The organism is Serratia sp. X3 (genome assembly GCF_014982455.1).
Lineage (GTDB): Bacteria > Pseudomonadota > Gammaproteobacteria > Enterobacterales > Enterobacteriaceae > Serratia > Serratia ureilytica.
In genome coordinates this window covers 275,580-291,802 of sequence record NZ_JADCNB010000001.1, presented here as the reverse complement: position 1 = coordinate 291,802, position 16,223 = coordinate 275,580, and the positions used below count along the sequence as shown (strand labels likewise).

Below are 16,223 nucleotides of genomic sequence, written 5' to 3'. Positions count from 1 at the left end.
ATTACTTCACGTCCATCTTCGGGAATTCCATCTCGCTGTACTTCACGACACGGGTGCCTTGCGACAGCTTGTAACCAAACCAAATCAGCAGGAACAGCGGAATACCGATGTAGGTCGCGGTCACACCGTACCAGTCGATCTTGTCTTGCAGGAAGGCCTGGTAGTTCTGCCCCAGGGTGATGATCAGACACAGTACGAAGGCGAAGATAGGCCCCAGCGGGAAGAAACCGGAACGGTATGGCAAATCGTTCAGATCGCGCCCCTGCAGCATGTAGCCGCGACGGAAACGGTAGTGGCTGATGGCGATGCCCAACCAGGCGATGAAACCGGTCATGCCCGAGGTATTCAGCAGCCACAGGTAAACCGACTGGTTACCGAACATCGACGTCAGGAAGCACAGGCCGGCCACCACGCAGGTCGCGTACAGCGCGTTGCGCGGCACGCCGCCTTTCGACAGCTTGGCGAAGATCCGCGGCGCCTTGCCTTCCGAAGCCAGGGTGTACAGCATGCGGGTCGACGCATACATGCCCGAGTTACCGGCCGACAGCACCGCCGTCAGGATCACCGCGTTCATCACCGCCGCCGCCGACAGCAGACCGGCATGTTGGAACACCAGGGTGAACGGGCTGACGCTGATGTCTTTCACGTCGTTGCGCAGCAGGCTCGGATCGGTGTACGGAATGATCAGGCTGATGATCAGAATGGCGAAGATATAGAACAGCAGGATACGCCAAAACACCTGACGCACCGCGCGCGGGATGTTTTTACCCGGGTTTTCCGATTCGCCGGCCGCGATGCCGATAAGTTCGGTGCCCTGGAACGAGAAGCCGACGATCATGGCCACGCCGATCATCGCCGAGAAGCCACCGGCAAACGGCGCGTCTCCTATCGTCCAGTTCTGCCAGCCGGCATGCTCGCCGCCCTTCAGAATGCCGACGATCATCATCACGCCGACGGCGATGAAGATAATCACGGTGCTGACCTTGATCAGCGCGAACCAGTATTCCGCCTCGCCGAACCCTTTCACCGAAATGTAGTTCAGCAGGAACATCAGGCCGAGGAACAGCGCGCTCCAGATCCAACCCGGGGTGTCCGGGAACCAGTAACTCATCACCAACTGCGAGGCCACCAGGTCAACGGCGATGGTCACCGCCCAGTTGTACCAGTAGTTCCAGCCCAGCGCGAAGCCGAAGCCTTCTTCTACGTATTTGGCGCCGTAGGTGGAGAATGAACCGGAGACCGGCATAAAGGCCGCCAGTTCGCCCAGGCTGGTCATCAGGAAGTACACCATCAAACCGATCAGAGCGTAAGACAGCAGCGCCCCGCCGGGGCCTGCCTGAGAAACCGTGGCGCCCGAGGCGACGAAGAGGCCGGTGCCGATGGAGCCGCCGATGGCGATCATGGTCAAATGCCGAGCTTTCAATTCACGGCGCAATCCGGGTGCTTGCTGCCCCGATGTTTTTATATCCTGCTGAGCCATTCGTTCCCTATCTATCTGCTCTTCGAAAAATGAGGGCGGATTGTAACAAATACCCGCCGGTGAACTAGCAACATTGCACCGATATAAGATAGCTTCATAATTCAGAGGCAATTATTAGCTGCGGCCCTTATAGCCTTACTTACTCTCATTAATGTGAGCGCGCGCAGGTTTTTATGCTTTTCCCGGCCTGCGCGGCAGCAGAGGGCTTGACGTGCCGCCGGTTACAGCACGCAATAGCTGAGAAAACGTTGCAACGCGTTGGAGACGTGCTTTTGCCGATGGCGGATCAGGTACAGGGTGCGGCGCAGCGGCGGCAACGGCACCGGCAGTTCCACCAGCGCGCCGCTGGCCAGCTGTTCCGCCACCACCCGCCGCGACAGGCAGCTGATGCCGATGCCGTGCCGCACCGCATGCTTGATCGCCTCCGAGTTGCCCAGCTCCATCACTAGCTGGAAGTGCGGCAGATGCGCCAACAGCAGATGGTCCAACACCTCACGGGTGCCAGAACCGCGCTCGCGCAAGATCCACGGCGCATTGGCCAGCGCCTCCAGCGTCGGCGGTTGACGGGTCAGCGGGTTATCCGGCGCGGCGAACACCACCAGCTCGTCCTCCAGCCACGGCTGCGTCACCAGCTCCGGCATATGGCAAGGCCCTTCGATCAGCCCCAGATCGACGCGAAAATCCGCCACCGCCACGATCACGTCCTGGCTGTTGCCGACGTTCAGCTCCAGCGGCGTGGCGGGAAAATCCCGGCGGTAGCGGGCGATCATCTCCGGCAGCATGTAGTTGCCGATGGTGCTGCTGGCGGCGATGCGCAACGCCCCGCCATCATGGCGAAACAGCTGCTCTATCTCCCCCGCCTGTTCCAACAGCGCCAGCGCCTTGGGATACAGCAACCGGCCGTGCTCGTTGATCACCAGCCGTTTGCCGACGCGATCGAACAGCTGCACGCCCAGCTGCCCCTCCAGATCCGCCAGCGCCGCGCTGACCGCCGACTGCGACAGCGCCAGCACCACCGAGGCCTGCGTGGTCGAACCGGTTTTCAGCACTTCGGTAAAGACTTCCAGTTGACGCAACGTGATATGCATAGCTGTCCCGGTATTGAAAGAAGGTTCTGCCAGAGAACCCAACATGGTGTGATGGGCAGCCCGGCCAGGCTACCCTGTTTGCGGCCAGATCGGCGCGCTATTTGCCCAACGCGACCAGCTGCGCCGCCGCGGCCAGCACCGGCTCTCGCGGCGTGCCGGTTTCGTCCCGCAGTATCAATTGCAGCATCGTCGCGAGATGGTCGCGGTCGATCGCCTTGTTTTCTTCAATCAACCGCCGCACCGCGCGGCCCACTTCCTGATCTACCTGCTCTCTGCGTTGATCGTCGGTATCCATCGCCTGCTCCTGTTAGTTGGAAAATTGACGGCGGGCTCGCCGCTCCTCCACACCCTAGCCGCAATGCGGCGTTATGCCAATGGCTGACCCCATACCACTTATTCAGATAGGTTATAAATATATAATCAATTTCTCTTTTATTCAGCCCAAACGTACTCTTGACCGCAAGAAACAGACTGAAGGACTGACTTTATATGGCGACTGATACCACTCACACTTACCCCGAGCGACGCTTCCCGCTGTTCGGCCTGCCGCGGCTGGTGCCGGGGCTGGCGCTGACCGGCGCGCTCACCGCGCTGGCCGTCTGGGCCGGCGACATTCCCTGGGTGGCGGAGCTGGGGCTGGGGGCGCTAACGCTGGCGATCCTGCTCGGCATTCTGGTGGGCAACACGCTGTACCCCCGCTGGCAAACCGTTTGTCACAGCGGCGTACAGCTGGCCAAACAGCGCCTGCTGCGTCTGGGCATTATCCTTTACGGCTTCCGGCTGACCTTTCAGCAGATCGCCGACGTGGGCGCCAGCGGCATCATCATCGATGCGCTGACCCTGATCACCACTTTCCTGCTGGCCTGCTGGCTCGGCAAGAAAGTGTTCGGCATCGACAGCCAAACCGCGATACTGATCGGCGCCGGCAGCAGCATTTGCGGCGCGGCGGCGGTGATGGCCACCGAGCCGGTGCTGAAGGCCGACTCCAGCAAAGTGGCGGTGGCGGTTTCGACCGTGGTGGTGTTCGGCACCCTGGCGATCTTCGCCTATCCGTGGCTGTATCAGCTGAATGAACACTTCCAGTGGCTGCCGTTCAGCCAGGAAACCTTCGGCATCTACGCCGGCTCCACCATCCACGAAGTGGCTCAGGTGGTCGCCGCCGGGCACGCCATCGGGCCTGACGCCGAAAATGCGGCGGTGATCGCCAAGATGATCCGCGTGATGATGCTGGCGCCGTTCCTGCTGCTGCTGTCGGGCTACATCAGCCGCGGCAGCGCAGGCAAGGCGGAAAAATCCGCCATCACCATTCCGTGGTTCGCCGTGCTGTTTATCGCCGTCGCCGGGCTGAACTCCTTTAACCTGCTGCCGGCGACGCTGGTGCGGCACCTGATCACCGCCGACACCTGGATGCTGGCGATGGCGATGGCGGCGCTGGGGCTGACCACCCACATCAGCGCCGTGCGCCAGGCCGGAATGAAACCGATTCTGCTGGCGACGCTGCTGTTCGTCTGGCTGCTGGTCGGCGGCGGCGCGATAAACCAACTGGTGCAACACCTGCTGTAATCTCCCTCGGCGGTCCGCTTCGGCGGGCCGCCGCTTTTCGCCATTCAATCCGCCCGCCATCAATGCCATAATGTCACCGATAACACAGGAGAATGAAGATGAAGTTTGTCGGTGCACATGTCAGCGCGTCAGGCGGCGTGGATCAGGCGGTTATCCGCGCGCACGAATTGGAGGCGACCGCGTTCGCCCTGTTCACCAAAAATCAGCGTCAATGGAAGGCCGCCCCGCTGGCCGCCGACGTGATCGATAAGTTCAAGAGCGCCTGCGCCCAGTACGGTTACGGGCCGGGGCAAATCCTGCCGCACGACAGCTACCTGATCAATCTGGGGCACCCGGTAGCCGACGCGTTGGAAAAATCGCGCGAGGCGTTTATCGACGAGCTGCAGCGCTGCGAACAGCTGGGGCTGACGCTGCTGAACTTCCACCCCGGCAGCCACCTGCTGCAAATCGACGAAGATAAGTGCCTGGCGCGCATCGCCGAATCGATCAACATCGCGCTGGATCAAACCGCCGGCGTGACGGCCGTGATCGAGAACACCGCCGGCCAGGGCAGCAATCTGGGCTTCAAATTCGAGCACCTGGCGGCGATCATCGACGGCGTCGAAGACAAAAGCCGCGTCGGCGTTTGCATCGACACCTGCCACGCCTTCGCCGCCGGCTACGATCTGCGCACCGAAGAAGAGTGCGAGCGCACCTTCAAGCAGTTGGGCGACATCGTCGGTTTCAACTACCTGCGCGGCATGCACCTGAACGACGCCAAGAGCGAGTTCAACAGCCGCGTCGACCGCCATCACAGCCTGGGGGAAGGCAACATCGGCAAAACGGTGTTCAGCTACATCATGCGCGATCCGCGTTTCGACAATATCCCGTTGATTCTGGAAACGGTAAATCCGGATATCTGGGCCGAAGAGATCGCCTGGCTGAAGGCGCAGCAGTAACGCGGCGCCCAAACGACAAAACCGGAGCCTGGGCTCCGGTTTTTTTATGGCTGGATCGCCGTTACGCCACGCTGGCCGCCGGTACTTCAGCACGTTTCAGCAGGGCATAAGCCACCCCGGCCAACAGCGTGCCGGCGGCGATCGCCACCAGGTACAGCAGCACCGGCGAAATCGCGCCCGGGATCAGCAGCACGAACAAGCCGCCGTGCGGCGCCATCAGCTTGGCGCCGAAGGCCATCGACAGCGCGCCGGTCAGCGCCCCGCCGGCGATGCAGCACGGCAACACGCGCATCGGATCGCGGGCGGCGAACGGAATCGCCCCTTCGGTGATGAAGCACAGCCCCAGCACCAACGCCGCCTTGCCGCCTTCCTGTTCGGATTTCGGGAACTTGCGGCGCGCCAGCAGCGTCGCCAGGCCCATCGCCAGCGGTGGCACCATGCCCGCCGCCATGATGGCCGCCATCGGCGCATACACCGAGGAGCTGAGCAGCGCCACGCCGAACGCGTAGGCCGCTTTGTTCACCGGGCCACCCATGTCGGTACACATCATGCCGCCCAGGATCGCCCCCAGCAGCACGGCGTTGGCGGTGCCCAGAGACTGCAGCCAATGGGTCAGGCCTTCCATGATTTTCGCCACCGGCGTGCCAACCACGTAAATCATGATGAGGCCGGTGATCAGGCTGGCCACCAGCGGAATGATCAAGATGGGCTTCAGCGCTTCCATACTTTGCGGCAGGCGCAGCTTGCTGCTGATCGCCCTGGCGACATAACCTGCCAGGAAACCGGCGATGATGCCGCCAAGGAACCCGGCGCCGGTGCTCACCGCCAGCATGCCGCCGATCAGGCCCGGCGTCAGGCCCGGACGATCCGCGATGGAGAAGGCGATGAAACCGGCCAACACCGGCACCATCAGCGCGAAGGCGGAGCCGCCGCCGATCTGCATCAGCGCCGCCGCCAGGGTGCCCTTGACCTCAAACGCCTTGATGCCGAACACGAAAGACAGCGCGATGCACAAACCGCCCGCCACCACCATCGGCAGCATGTAGGACACGCCGGTCAGCAGGTGGCGATACGGGCCGTTGCCCTCTTTCTTCTTCGCCGTCGGCGCCGCGCCGCCGCGCTGCTGTGGCTGGAATACTTCGGCTTCGGCCAGCGCTTTATCCAGTTCCTGCGCGGTTTTCTTCAATGCCAGACCGGTGGAAGTACGATACATCGGCTTACCGGCAAACTTGTCCAGATCCACTTCGATGTCCGCCGCGACGATCACCAGATCCGCCGCCGCCACTTCTTCCGGGGTGATGGCGTTGCCGGCGCCGACGGAGCCGCGCGTTTCCACTTTCACCCACCAGCCGCGCTTCTTCGCTTCGCTTTCAATGGCTTCGGCCGCCATAAAGGTGTGCGCCACGCCGGTTGGGCAAGCGGTGATCGCCACGATGCGTTTTTGTCCATCGGCTTTCACCGCAGCCGTCGCCTGCGGCGCCTGATAGGTTTCAGCTTCGGCCTGGGCGCGCGCCAGAAACGCGTCCGGTTCACGCACCGCCTGTTCTACCTCGCCCACATAGATCAATTTGCCGTTCAGTGCGGCGTCAGCAGGCGCAGCCTGCCCCGCCACCACCACCAGTTCGGCGTCCTGCAGCGACTCGACCAGCGTCAGGCCGGCTTTGGCCGCGGCGGCCTCCAGCATGCGTTTCGCCAGGTGGCCACGGGCCTGTCCCTGCGAACTGTCTACCATCAGCAGCGTTTTCATTCTGCCTCCTGCTATTGATTGAAAGGTTTCAGATCGACGCGCGCCATCATCGCGGCCAACTGGGGACGATCGGTCACGCCGACGTTGCTCTGGCTGACCGCCAGCGCCGCTACCGCCGTAGCCAGACGCAGGGTGTGTTCGCTGGATTCGCGCATCAGCAGGCCATAAATCAGGCCGCCGACCATCGAATCGCCGGCGCCCACGGTGCTGACCACCTCACAGGACGGCGGTTTGGCGATCCAGGCGCCGGATGCGTTAACCCACAGCGCGCCTTCCGCGCCGAGGGAGATGACCACGTGGGCGATGCCCTGTTCGCGCAGCGCATGCGCGGCCTCGACCACGTCCGCCAGCGTCGGCAGCGGTCGACCGGCCCAGATTTCCAGCTCGCGGCGGTTCGGTTTGACCAGCCACGGCGAGGCCTTCAGCCCGGCGACCAGCGCTTCGCGGCTGCTGTCGAAAATGATGCACGGGCACTTGGCGCGCAGTTGGGTCATCCAGTCGGTGAACGCGTCGGGATCGACGCCGGCCGGCAGGCTGCCGCTCACCGCCACCATGTCAAACTGGCCCAGCCAGCTCAGCGAGTCGCTGACGAAGCGATCCCAGTCCTGCGGCGTCACTTCGAAGCCGGAGAAGTTGAAATCGGTCACTTCGCCGTCTTTTTCCGTCAGCTTGACGTTGATGCGGGTGCGCCCCGGCACCACCTGAAAGCGGTTGGCGATCCCCAGATCGCTGAACAGCAGCTGGAAACCGTCCTGATTATCTTTGCCCAGGAAGCCGCCGACGGTGACGTCGATGCCTAAATCTTTCAACACCTTGGCGACGTTGATGCCCTTACCGGCGGCGTGCAGGCCGGCGGTTTTTACCCGGTTGACTTCCCCGCGTTCAATCTGCGGGCAGAAACCCACCAGATCGTACGCCGGGTTCAGGGTGATTGTTGCTACTCTTCTGCTCATGCTGCGCCCTCGCCCAGTCCTTCATTAATCGCTTCGCCAATCGCCTTCAGCGCGGCTTCAGCATCTTCTCCATTGGCGGTAAAGCGCAGGTGATGCCCTTTCTTCACGCCCAACGCCACCACCTTCATCAGGCTGCGCCCGTTGGCCGGCTTGCCGCTGCCGTCCAGGTTGGTGACGGTGATGTCACTGTTGAAACTTTTGATCACGTTGACCAGCGCCGTGCCCGGCCGCGCGTGCAGACCGTGCTCGTTGCGGATCACGAATTCGGCGCTCAGCACGCTGCTCTCTTCCGCCACGTCGCTGGTCAGCAGCGCCAGCACGCCGGTGGCATCCGCCTTCAGCAAGCGTTCAGCTTTGTTGGCCAGCAGCAGATCGCTGAGGTAGTTGAGTACCGCCAGCGGCTGCGCGTCGGCGACCGACACCGTCAGCAGCAGCGCCACCGGCTCGCCGTCTTCCACGAAAGCCTGCGCCGGGCGGCTGACGGTGGCCGCGCTGGCCAGGTTGCCTTCAACGCTGTCGCTCAGCCAAATGCCTTGCCCCAGATTCAGCGGCTTGCGGGTGATAGCATCGCTGACGAACTGCGCGTTGACCGCCCCGATTTTTTGCAGACGGCCGGCGTTCAGCGCCTGCAGCGTCATCAGGCTGTCGGCGGCGACGTCGAGCGCAATCAGCGAAACGTCGAACTGGAATTCGGCGCTCTGCCGTTCGCCCATCAACAGGCTGCGCAGCTCTTCCGCGGAGGTGGTTTTCGCCAGCCGCTCCGCCACGCTGTCATCGCTCAGCACGTGGGTGAGCTGACGCAGCAGCGCCAAATGCTCGTCGGAACGGGCGGCGATGCCGATCGCCACATAGGCGGTCTGGCCCTCCCCCCACGCGATGCCCTGCGGGAACTGGAACACCTGCACGCCGGTTTTCAACACCAGATCGCGGGTATCGGTGGTGCCGTGCGGAATGGCGATGCCGTTGCCCAGGTAGGTGGACGTCTGCAGTTCGCGCTGCAGCATGCCGTCCACGTAACCGGCGCTGACGCAGCCGGCTTCGGTCAGCGCGGCGGCCACCTGACGGATGGCCTGCTGCTTATCGGCGGCAGCGGCGCCCAGATGAATGTCTTGCGGTGACAACTGGAACATGATTCTCCTCTCCTGCTGAATTGAATCGTTTCAGCTTCATTGAGAAAAAGGAGCGTTACCCGCTGCCCACAAGCGGTCGGATAACGCTGAAACGTTTCAAGGAGTGTGTAAGCAGCGCAAGATGAAAGCAAGCTTTCTCCCTTTCGCCATTGCAGATTTTTGAGCTTACGCACACTTTCATCGGCGCATTGGTCAGCGCCGGGGCAAAATGACATACTGTGCTGAAACTTTGCTGACGGAGAAAAGCATGAATGTAGTGACGGGCGTCGGGGTGATCATCGTGAACCCGCAAGGCGAGATTTTGCTGGGCAAACGCTGCGGCTCCCACGCGCCCTTTTGGTCGATCCCCGGCGGGCATCTGGATGCCGGTGAAACCTTCGAGCAGTGCGCCCAGCGCGAAATTGCCGAAGAAACCGGGTTGATCATCGATCCGCCGCGCTTCGTTGGCGTCAGCAACAATCTGCAAACCTGGCGCGCCGAAGGCAAACACACGGTGTCCATCTGTCTGCAGGTGGCGCATCCCGGCGGCGAAGCCGAGCTGAAAGAACCCGAAAAATGCGCCGAATGGCGCTGGTGCGCGCCAGACTCTCTGCCGGAACCCCATTTCGAAGCCAGCCGCACGGCGATCCGCCTGTGGCTGAGCGGCCAAACCTACTTGCCAACGGCCTGAGCCCTTCGCGAGCGCGCGGCGTTCGCGTTGCCTGCCTCACAGCCCCATCGCTATATAAAATAGAATATAACGCTATTTTTTGCGATATACGCCATTTTTTTGACTACGGATAACCCCATGGGGTTAACCCTCTTCTATCATTACCCCTGCAATCGACGTGGCATTCTGACCTCCGGTCGGCGGCCTTTTGGCAAGATTTTATTTTAAATTCATAATTATAAGCGGGTTTACCATGAGCAAAAAACTGACTGGCTTTGAAAAAAAGCGCCGGTGGGGATGGCTATGGCTTTTGCTGCTGGGGATTATCCTCGGCGCGGCGCTGTTGGCCGGGACCGCCACCGTCTTCCATAAAACCAGCGATACCGCCTTCTGCGTTTCCTGCCACACCATGCAACAACCGCTGGCCGAATATCAGGGCAGCGTCCACTTCCAAAACACCAAGGGTATCCGCGCCGAGTGCGCCGACTGCCACGTGCCGCACCAGCCGATCGATTACCTGTGGACCAAGATCCGCGCGGTAAAAGACATCTACGGCGAGATGGTCGGCACCATCGATACGCCGGAAAAATATGAAGCGCACAAGCTGGCGATGGCGCAGTCGGTCTGGAAAACGCTGAAAGAGAACGATTCGGCCACCTGCCGCTCCTGCCACAGCTACGACGCCATGGACATCACCGCCCAGCGTCCCGAAGCGCGCCTGCAGCACCCGGTGGCGATCAAACAGGGCGAAACCTGCATCGACTGCCATAAAGGCGTGGCCCACATCCTGCCGGACATGAGCGGCGAAACCCAGGCCGGCGCCGCCGAGCTGGCCAAGGCCGCGGCGCTGACCGCACCGGGCGCCACCACCCTCTACACCATCGCCACCGAACCGTTCTTCCTCAACGCAGACGACAGCCATAATGCCGGCAACCTGATGCCGTCCACCGAAGTGCAGGTGGTGAAACAGGATGGCGACAAGGTACTGGCCACCGTGAGCGGCTGGCAGCAAGACGGGGTCAGCGAAGTGTTCTACGCCGCGCAGGGCAAGCGCATCCTCAGCGTGCTGCTGGGTGAAGACGCGCGCAAACAGCTGAAGACCGCGTCCACCCAGACCGATGCGGAAACCGGCCTGGTCTGGCATCAGGTCTCTCTGCAGGTGTGGCTGCCGCGCAAGCAGCTGATCGACGATCAGCAAAAAATCTGGCGCTACGCCGCGGACATGATGTCGGCCAACTGCACCGGCTGCCACGGGCTGACCGCGCTCGATCGCTTCAACGCCAACCAATGGATCGGCGTCATCAAAGGCATGGCGCCGCGTACCTCGCTGACGCAGGAACAGCTGCGCGTGCTGACACAATACGTACAAAAACACGCCAGCGACATGCCACCTGCCGCACCGGCCAAGCTTTAAGGGAGAAGCGCAATGAGCAACCAAAAACCGTTAACCATGAGCCGCCGCCGCTTCCTGACCGGCGCCGCCGCGCTGACCGCCGCCCCGCTGCTGGCGGGATTATGGCCCAAAGCGGCGCTGGCGCAGGCCATCAGCGAAGCGCTGCCGCAGTTCATCGTCTTGCGTCAGGCGCAGAAAGGCATCCTGACCGGCGCCCACTGGGGCGCGTTTGAAGCCATCGTGCAGGACGGCAAGATGGTCGGCGTGCAGCCGGTGCAGGACGATCCGTATCCCAATGAGCTGATCACCATGGCGCCTTATCAGGTGCACGCCGAGAACCGCATCAAATACCCGATGGTGCGCAAAAGCTGGCTGGAAGGCGGCCCCGGCAGCCGCACCGAGCTGCGCGGCCGCGACGAGTGGGTGCGCGTCAGCTGGGACAAAGCGACCGAGCTGGTGTGCAATGAGATCACCCGCCTGCAAAAAGATCACGGCCCGCAATCGATCTACGCCGGTTCCTACGGCTGGAAAAGCGTCGGCATGCTGCACAACAGCCGCACGCTGCTGCAGCGCCTGATGAACCTGACCGGCGGCTTCCTCGGCTACGCCGGCGACTACTCCACCGGCGCGGCACAGGTGATCATGTCGCACGTGGTCGGCTCGATGGAGGTCTACGAACAGCAGACCGCCTGGCCGAACGTGATCGAGAACAGCGAGCTGGTGATCCTGTGGGGCTGCAACCCGATGGTCACGCTGAAAAACAGCTGGAACGTGCCGGATCACGTCGGCCAGACCGGCTTCGAGGCGCTGAAGAAAAAAGGCACCCGGGTGATCAGCATCGATCCGGTACACAACGACAGCGCCAAGTTCGTCAATGCGCAGTGGATCGCCCCGCGCCCTTACACCGACGGCGCCATGCTGATCGGCATCGCCCATACGCTGCTGACCGAGAAGCTGCATAACCCGGACTTCCTGAAAACCTATACCGTCGGCTTCGACAAGTTCCAGGCCTACCTGCTGGGTGAGAACGACGGCGTGGCGAAAACCGCCGAATGGGCGGCCGACATCAGCGGCGTCGATGCCGACACGCTGCGCGCGCTGGCGCGCGAGATGGCGAAACATCGCACCATGATCATGGGCGGCTGGGGCATTCAGCGCCAGCATCACGGCGAACAGCAGCACTGGCTGCTGGTGACGGTGGCGGCGATGCTCGGCCAGATCGGCCTGCCGGGCGGCGGCTTCGGCTTCAGCTACCACTATTCGTCCGGCGGCAGCCCGACCGCCAAGGGCGGCATCATCGCCGGCATCTCCGCCGGCAACGCGCCGAAGAACTCACCGGCGCCGATCCCGGTGGCGCGCATCGCCGAATGCCTGAGCAATCCGGGCAAAACCATCGACTTCAACGGCGCCAAGGTCACCTACCCCGAGGTGAAAATGGTGTATGTGGCGGGCGGCAACACCTTCCACCAGCATCAAGACACCAATAACCTGGTCAAAGCCTGGCAGCGGCCGGACACCATCGTGGTCAACGAGCCTTACTGGACCGCCACCGCCAAGCATGCCGATATCGTCCTGCCGGCCACCACCAGCTACGAGCGCAACGATCTGGAAATGGGCGGCGACTATTCGCAGCTCTACGTGTTCCCAATGCATCAATGCGTGCCGCCGCAGCACGAGTCGCGCAGCGACTTCGACATCTTCTCGGCGATGGCGGCCAAGCTGGGCGTGCAGGAGGCCTTTACCGAGGGCAAGGATGAAACCCAGTGGCTGAAAGGCATGTACGACGACATGAAAAACCAGGCGCGCGCCGCGCGGGTGGCGCTGCCGCCGTTCGACATGTTCTGGCGATCCAATAACTACGTGCGTTTCCCGGTGCCGGAGGCCAATAAGCAGTGGGTGCGCTTCGCCGATTACCGCGAAAACCCGCTGCTGAACCCGCTGGGCACGCCGTCGGGCAAGATCGAAATCTACTCCGACGCCATCGCCAAAATGCATTATGAGGATTGCCCGGGTATCCCGACCTGGATGCCGCCGCACGAGTGGTATCGCGGGCCGGAAGCGGCCAAGTATCCGCTGTCGCTCAATACCGCGCACCCGACCAACCGGCTGCACTCCCAGCTCGACAATACGCCGCTGCGCAAGAAATACGCGGTGGCGGATCGTGAAGCGATCCTGATCCACCCGCAGGACGCGCAGCCGCGCGGCATCACCGGCGGCGATCTGGTGCGGGCGTTTAACGATCGCGGCCAGATCCTGGTGGGGGCGGTGGTCAGCGAAGACGTGCGGCCTGGCGTGGTGCGCATCAGCGAAGGCGCCTGGTTCGATCCGGCCGATCCGGCGCAGCCCGGCTCGCTGTGCAAGAACGGCAACGTCAACTGCCTGACCTTCGACATCGGTTCCTCCAGCCTGGCGCAGGGCAACTGCGGGCAGATGGCGCAGCTGCAGATCGAGAAGTATCAGGGGCCGGCGCTGAAAAATACCGCGCACGCCGTGCCGCAAGGCGCCTGATCCCGCGGTAAACAGAGGGCGCAACGCGCAATGCCGGTCAGTTAAACCTGACCGGCATTTTTTTATCCAGTCTCTGTACGTGCCGTGCAAAAGGAATGGCCTTAAATATCCGCTAGTTCTCTGCGACCGCCATGAACGGCACCTGGAGAGACAGCCACAACGCCGTTCCCCCACACCATCCGGGTCGGCTGCGGTAGCGGAAATCTGGAACTACCATGCGGTGTTTTACGCCGCGCTGGCGATGGCGGCAGGCGCGACGCTGTGTCTGTGGCGGTTGAAAGACGCTTAGGGCGCGGTGTCCGCTTCCAGCCTGGCGAGATAGATCAGCGCCTGATCGCGGTGATCATGGCACATGTCGCGGCTCGGCTGCAGGCTGCCGCACACCTTCGGCCGCAGCGGCGAATGAAACAGGCCGCAGCGCAGCTGTTCATCCAAATGAATGCAGCGGGTATTGGCGGGCTTGCCGTTCGGCATGCCGGGGATCGGGCTGGATATTGACGGCGCGATACAGCAGGCGCCGCAGTCGCTGCGACAGTCCATCAGCGCTACTCCTGGTGGGCTGGGGAAAAGAAGCGCGACAATAGCAGCCGCGTGCGGCGGCCGCCAGCAGAATCCCTGCGCCTTGGCGATCTTTACACTCGTCCCGCAACCGTCTTGCCCCGCCTGATTCGCCGCCTGGCGAATAAACGCCCAAAAAGCCGCAATTCAAGGACAAAAACGCGTGAAGCGTGCAATTACCACGCTTTACATGCGCCATGCACCCATGTACCATTGAGCTAGTACAAAAGAACCTCTTCCATCAGGAGCGCACATGTCTACGGACACCATCCAGAAGCTGGCCCGCCCTTCCGTTCTCGGCGGCGCGATGATCATTGCCGGTACCGCCGTAGGCGCCGGCATGTTTTCCATCCCGATCGTCACTTCCGGTGTCTGGTTCAGCGGCTCCGTCGCGCTGCTGGTGTATACCTGGGCCTGCATGTTGCTTTCCGGCCTGATGATCCTCGAAGCCACGCTGCACTATCCGAGCGGCGCCAGCTTCAACACCATGGTCAAGGATCTGCTGGGCAAAGGCTGGAACGCCGTAAACGGTCTGTCGGTGGCGTTCGTGCTGTATATCCTGACCTACGCCTATATCTCCGCGGGCGGTTCGATCATCGCGCACACGCTTGAGGGCATCGTCGGCGTCGGCCAGACCACCGCCGGCCTGGTGTTCGCGCTGGTCGTGGCGTTTATCGTCTGGCTCTCCACCCGCGCGGTCGACCGCCTGAGCACCATTCTGATCGGCGGCATGGTGATCACCTTCGTGATGTCGGTGGGCGACATGTTCACCCACGTGCAGCCTGCGGTGCTGTTCAACACCGGTGATGACCAGGCCAGCTATCTGCCTTACGCGCTGGCGGCGTTGCCTTACCTGCTGACCTCGTTCGGCTACCACGGCAACATTCCCGGGCTGGTGAAGTACTACCACAAGGACAGCGGCTCCGTGGTGCGCAGCCTGGTGTACGGCACCCTGTTGGCATTGGCTATCTACATCCTGTGGCAGTATGTGATTCAGGGCAATATCGCGCGCGACGCCTTTAAGCAGGTGATCGCCGAGGGCGGCAATATCGGCAGCCTGCTCAAGCAAATGGGCAACGTCTCCAGCAGCCAGACCGTCAGCCAACTGCTGAACGCCTTCTCCTATATGGCGCTGGCCAGCTCGTTCCTCGGCGTGTCGCTGGGCCTGTTCGACTACCTGGCGGACTTCTGCAGGTTCAAGGACGACGCCATCGGACGCAGCAAGACCGCGCTGGTGACCTTTGTGCCGCCGACCCTGGCCGCGCTGCTGTTCCCGAACGGTTTCCTGTACGCCATCGGCTTCGCCGGGCTGGCGGCCACCATCTGGGCGGTGATCGTGCCGGCGCTGATGGCGCGCGCCAGCCGCCGCCGCTATCCGCAGGCCGGTTATCGCGCACCGGGCGGCCATGCCGTGATCCTGTTCGTCATCCTGTTTGGACTGATCAACGCCGCCGCACATATTCTGTCGCTGTTCGGCCTGCTGCCGGTCTTCCGGTAATCCCCGACGGGAGGGCTGCCGCCCTCCCTTTCCCGCACTGTTTTTGCGCCGGGCTCTTGCCTGAAATCGGCGGCGCGAGTACCTTGTCGCAACTTCTCTAATACTCTTCATTGCGGATGAATTGAAATGGCAAGAGCTAACGAAATTAAACGCGGCATGGCGATCAGCTACAACGGCAAGCTGCTGCTGGTTAAAGATATCGACGTGCAGAGCCCGAGCGCCCGCGGCGCCAGCACCCTGTACAAAATGCGCTTCTCCGACGTGCGCACCGGCCTGAAAGTGGAAGAACGCTTCAAGGGCGACGATATCCTGGACACCATTTCCCTGTCGCGCCGCAAGGTAAACTTCTCCTATATCGACGGCGAAGAATACGTGTTTATGGATGACGAAGATTACACGCCGTACATCTTCAAGAAAGACCAGATCGAAGACGAACTGCTGTTCATTCCGGAAGGCGGCCTGCCGGGCATGCAGGTGCTGACGTTGGATGGCCAGGTGCTGGCGCTGGAGCTGCCGCAGACCGTGGATATGGAAATCGTCGAGACCGCACCGGGCATCAAAGGCGCTTCCGCCAGCGCCCGCAACAAACCGGCCACCATGGCGACCGGTCTGGTGATCCATGTGCCGGAATACCTCAGCGCCGGCGACAAGATCCGCATTCATATCGCCGAACGCCGCTACATGAGCCGCGCCGACTAGTCGCGTCAGCGGGGCCGAT

At 62.3% G+C, this 16,223-nt stretch carries 14 protein-coding genes; 7 read left to right on the top strand and 7 right to left on the bottom strand.

Annotated elements, in window-relative coordinates; all coding sequences use genetic code 11:
- Position 1 precedes the first annotated feature (1 nt).
- The 3 genes from IMX17_RS01430 to IMX17_RS01420 form a co-directional block, all read right to left on the bottom strand.
- Positions 2-1,480: an amino acid permease gene (locus tag IMX17_RS01430; RefSeq protein ID WP_033643798.1), complete on the bottom strand. Its 1,479-nt coding sequence runs from the start codon at positions 1,478-1,480 to the stop codon at positions 2-4.
- Positions 1,481-1,701: 221 nt separating this feature from the next.
- Positions 1,702-2,568, bottom strand: a complete 867-nt coding sequence (gene yieE, locus IMX17_RS01425) for a DNA-binding transcriptional regulator YeiE (protein ID WP_193549251.1) — start codon at positions 2,566-2,568, stop codon at positions 1,702-1,704.
- Positions 2,569-2,665: 97 nt separating this feature from the next.
- Entirely contained in the window at positions 2,666-2,863 is a 198-nt protein-coding gene (locus tag IMX17_RS01420) for a hypothetical protein (protein ID WP_046896366.1), read from the bottom strand.
- Between the two features lie 194 nt (positions 2,864-3,057).
- On the opposite strand from IMX17_RS01420, the gene IMX17_RS01415 reads away from it, so the two are divergent.
- The gene (locus tag IMX17_RS01415) at positions 3,058-4,131 is read left to right on the top strand and encodes a YeiH family putative sulfate export transporter (RefSeq protein ID WP_033652542.1); all 1,074 of its coding nucleotides are present in this window, start codon (positions 3,058-3,060) and stop codon (positions 4,129-4,131) included.
- A gap of 98 nt (positions 4,132-4,229) precedes the next feature.
- Positions 4,230-5,069 (top strand): deoxyribonuclease IV, encoded by an 840-nt coding sequence (gene nfo, locus IMX17_RS01410; protein ID WP_046896365.1) that lies wholly within the window; start codon positions 4,230-4,232, stop codon positions 5,067-5,069.
- 61 nt (positions 5,070-5,130) lie between these two features.
- On the opposite strand, the gene fruA is transcribed toward nfo, so the two are convergent.
- The 3 genes from fruA to fruB are packed head-to-tail and all read right to left on the bottom strand — an operon-like array spanning position 5,131 to position 8,899.
- The gene (gene fruA / locus IMX17_RS01405) at positions 5,131-6,816 is read right to left on the bottom strand and encodes a PTS fructose transporter subunit IIBC (protein ID WP_182264143.1); all 1,686 of its coding nucleotides are present in this window, start codon (positions 6,814-6,816) and stop codon (positions 5,131-5,133) included.
- Positions 6,817-6,827: 11 nt separating this feature from the next.
- Positions 6,828-7,769 (bottom strand): 1-phosphofructokinase, encoded by a 942-nt coding sequence (fruK, locus tag IMX17_RS01400; RefSeq protein ID WP_015378523.1) that lies wholly within the window; start codon positions 7,767-7,769, stop codon positions 6,828-6,830.
- Positions 7,766-8,899, bottom strand: coding sequence for a fused PTS fructose transporter subunit IIA/HPr protein (gene fruB, locus IMX17_RS01395; protein WP_193549250.1), 1,134 nt, complete (start codon positions 8,897-8,899; stop codon positions 7,766-7,768). Before fruB ends, fruK begins: the two co-directional genes overlap by 4 nt.
- Positions 8,900-9,146: 247 nt before the next feature.
- On the opposite strand from fruB, the gene IMX17_RS01390 reads away from it, so the two are divergent.
- From IMX17_RS01390 to torA, 3 genes are all read left to right on the top strand, one after another.
- The gene (locus IMX17_RS01390; RefSeq protein ID WP_033652539.1) at positions 9,147-9,569 is read left to right on the top strand and encodes an NUDIX hydrolase; all 423 of its coding nucleotides are present in this window, start codon (positions 9,147-9,149) and stop codon (positions 9,567-9,569) included.
- A 232-nt stretch (positions 9,570-9,801) separates the two neighbouring features.
- Positions 9,802-10,962: a NapC/NirT family cytochrome c gene (locus IMX17_RS01385; protein WP_074055852.1), complete on the top strand. Its 1,161-nt coding sequence runs from the start codon at positions 9,802-9,804 to the stop codon at positions 10,960-10,962.
- Between the two features lie 12 nt (positions 10,963-10,974).
- On the top strand, positions 10,975-13,449 hold the full coding sequence (torA, locus tag IMX17_RS01380; protein ID WP_193549249.1) for a trimethylamine-N-oxide reductase TorA: 2,475 nt from the start codon (positions 10,975-10,977) through the stop codon (positions 13,447-13,449).
- A gap of 285 nt (positions 13,450-13,734) precedes the next feature.
- On the opposite strand, the gene IMX17_RS01375 is transcribed toward torA, so the two are convergent.
- Positions 13,735-13,989 (bottom strand): YkgJ family cysteine cluster protein, encoded by a 255-nt coding sequence (locus IMX17_RS01375; RefSeq protein WP_019453627.1) that lies wholly within the window; start codon positions 13,987-13,989, stop codon positions 13,735-13,737.
- 271 nt (positions 13,990-14,260) lie between these two features.
- On the opposite strand from IMX17_RS01375, the gene mtr reads away from it, so the two are divergent.
- Together mtr and yeiP are read left to right on the top strand one after the other, a co-directional pair.
- Positions 14,261-15,505 carry a tryptophan permease gene (mtr, locus tag IMX17_RS01370; protein WP_193549248.1) on the top strand — a complete coding sequence of 415 codons (1,245 nt, stop codon included), beginning with the start codon at positions 14,261-14,263 and terminating at the stop codon, positions 15,503-15,505.
- 126 nt (positions 15,506-15,631) lie between these two features.
- Positions 15,632-16,204 carry an elongation factor P-like protein YeiP gene (gene yeiP, locus IMX17_RS01365; protein WP_004935725.1) on the top strand — a complete coding sequence of 191 codons (573 nt, stop codon included), beginning with the start codon at positions 15,632-15,634 and terminating at the stop codon, positions 16,202-16,204.
- Positions 16,205-16,223 lie beyond the last annotated feature (19 nt).

What these genes read in the sequence shown, in the direction of transcription:
- fruA (WP_182264143.1), bottom strand. Translation starts at nt 6,816, where the DNA reads ATGAAAACGCTGCTGATGGTAGACAGTTCGCAGGGACAGGCCCGTGGC.
- IMX17_RS01415 (WP_033652542.1), top strand. Translation starts at nt 3,058, where the DNA reads ATGGCGACTGATACCACTCACACTTACCCCGAGCGACGCTTCCCGCTG.
- fruK (WP_015378523.1), bottom strand. Translation starts at nt 7,769, where the DNA reads ATGAGCAGAAGAGTAGCAACAATCACCCTGAACCCGGCGTACGATCTG.
- IMX17_RS01430 (WP_033643798.1), bottom strand. Translation starts at nt 1,480, where the DNA reads ATGGCTCAGCAGGATATAAAAACATCGGGGCAGCAAGCACCCGGATTG.
- IMX17_RS01390 (WP_033652539.1), top strand. Translation starts at nt 9,147, where the DNA reads ATGAATGTAGTGACGGGCGTCGGGGTGATCATCGTGAACCCGCAAGGC.
- IMX17_RS01420 (WP_046896366.1), bottom strand. Translation starts at nt 2,863, where the DNA reads ATGGATACCGACGATCAACGCAGAGAGCAGGTAGATCAGGAAGTGGGC.
- mtr (WP_193549248.1), top strand. Translation starts at nt 14,261, where the DNA reads ATGTCTACGGACACCATCCAGAAGCTGGCCCGCCCTTCCGTTCTCGGC.
- IMX17_RS01375 (WP_019453627.1), bottom strand. Translation starts at nt 13,989, where the DNA reads ATGGACTGTCGCAGCGACTGCGGCGCCTGCTGTATCGCGCCGTCAATA.
- yeiP (WP_004935725.1), top strand. Translation starts at nt 15,632, where the DNA reads ATGGCAAGAGCTAACGAAATTAAACGCGGCATGGCGATCAGCTACAAC.
- yieE (WP_193549251.1), bottom strand. Translation starts at nt 2,568, where the DNA reads ATGCATATCACGTTGCGTCAACTGGAAGTCTTTACCGAAGTGCTGAAA.
- fruB (WP_193549250.1), bottom strand. Translation starts at nt 8,899, where the DNA reads ATGTTCCAGTTGTCACCGCAAGACATTCATCTGGGCGCCGCTGCCGCC.
- torA (WP_193549249.1), top strand. Translation starts at nt 10,975, where the DNA reads ATGAGCAACCAAAAACCGTTAACCATGAGCCGCCGCCGCTTCCTGACC.
- nfo (WP_046896365.1), top strand. Translation starts at nt 4,230, where the DNA reads ATGAAGTTTGTCGGTGCACATGTCAGCGCGTCAGGCGGCGTGGATCAG.
- IMX17_RS01385 (WP_074055852.1), top strand. Translation starts at nt 9,802, where the DNA reads ATGAGCAAAAAACTGACTGGCTTTGAAAAAAAGCGCCGGTGGGGATGG.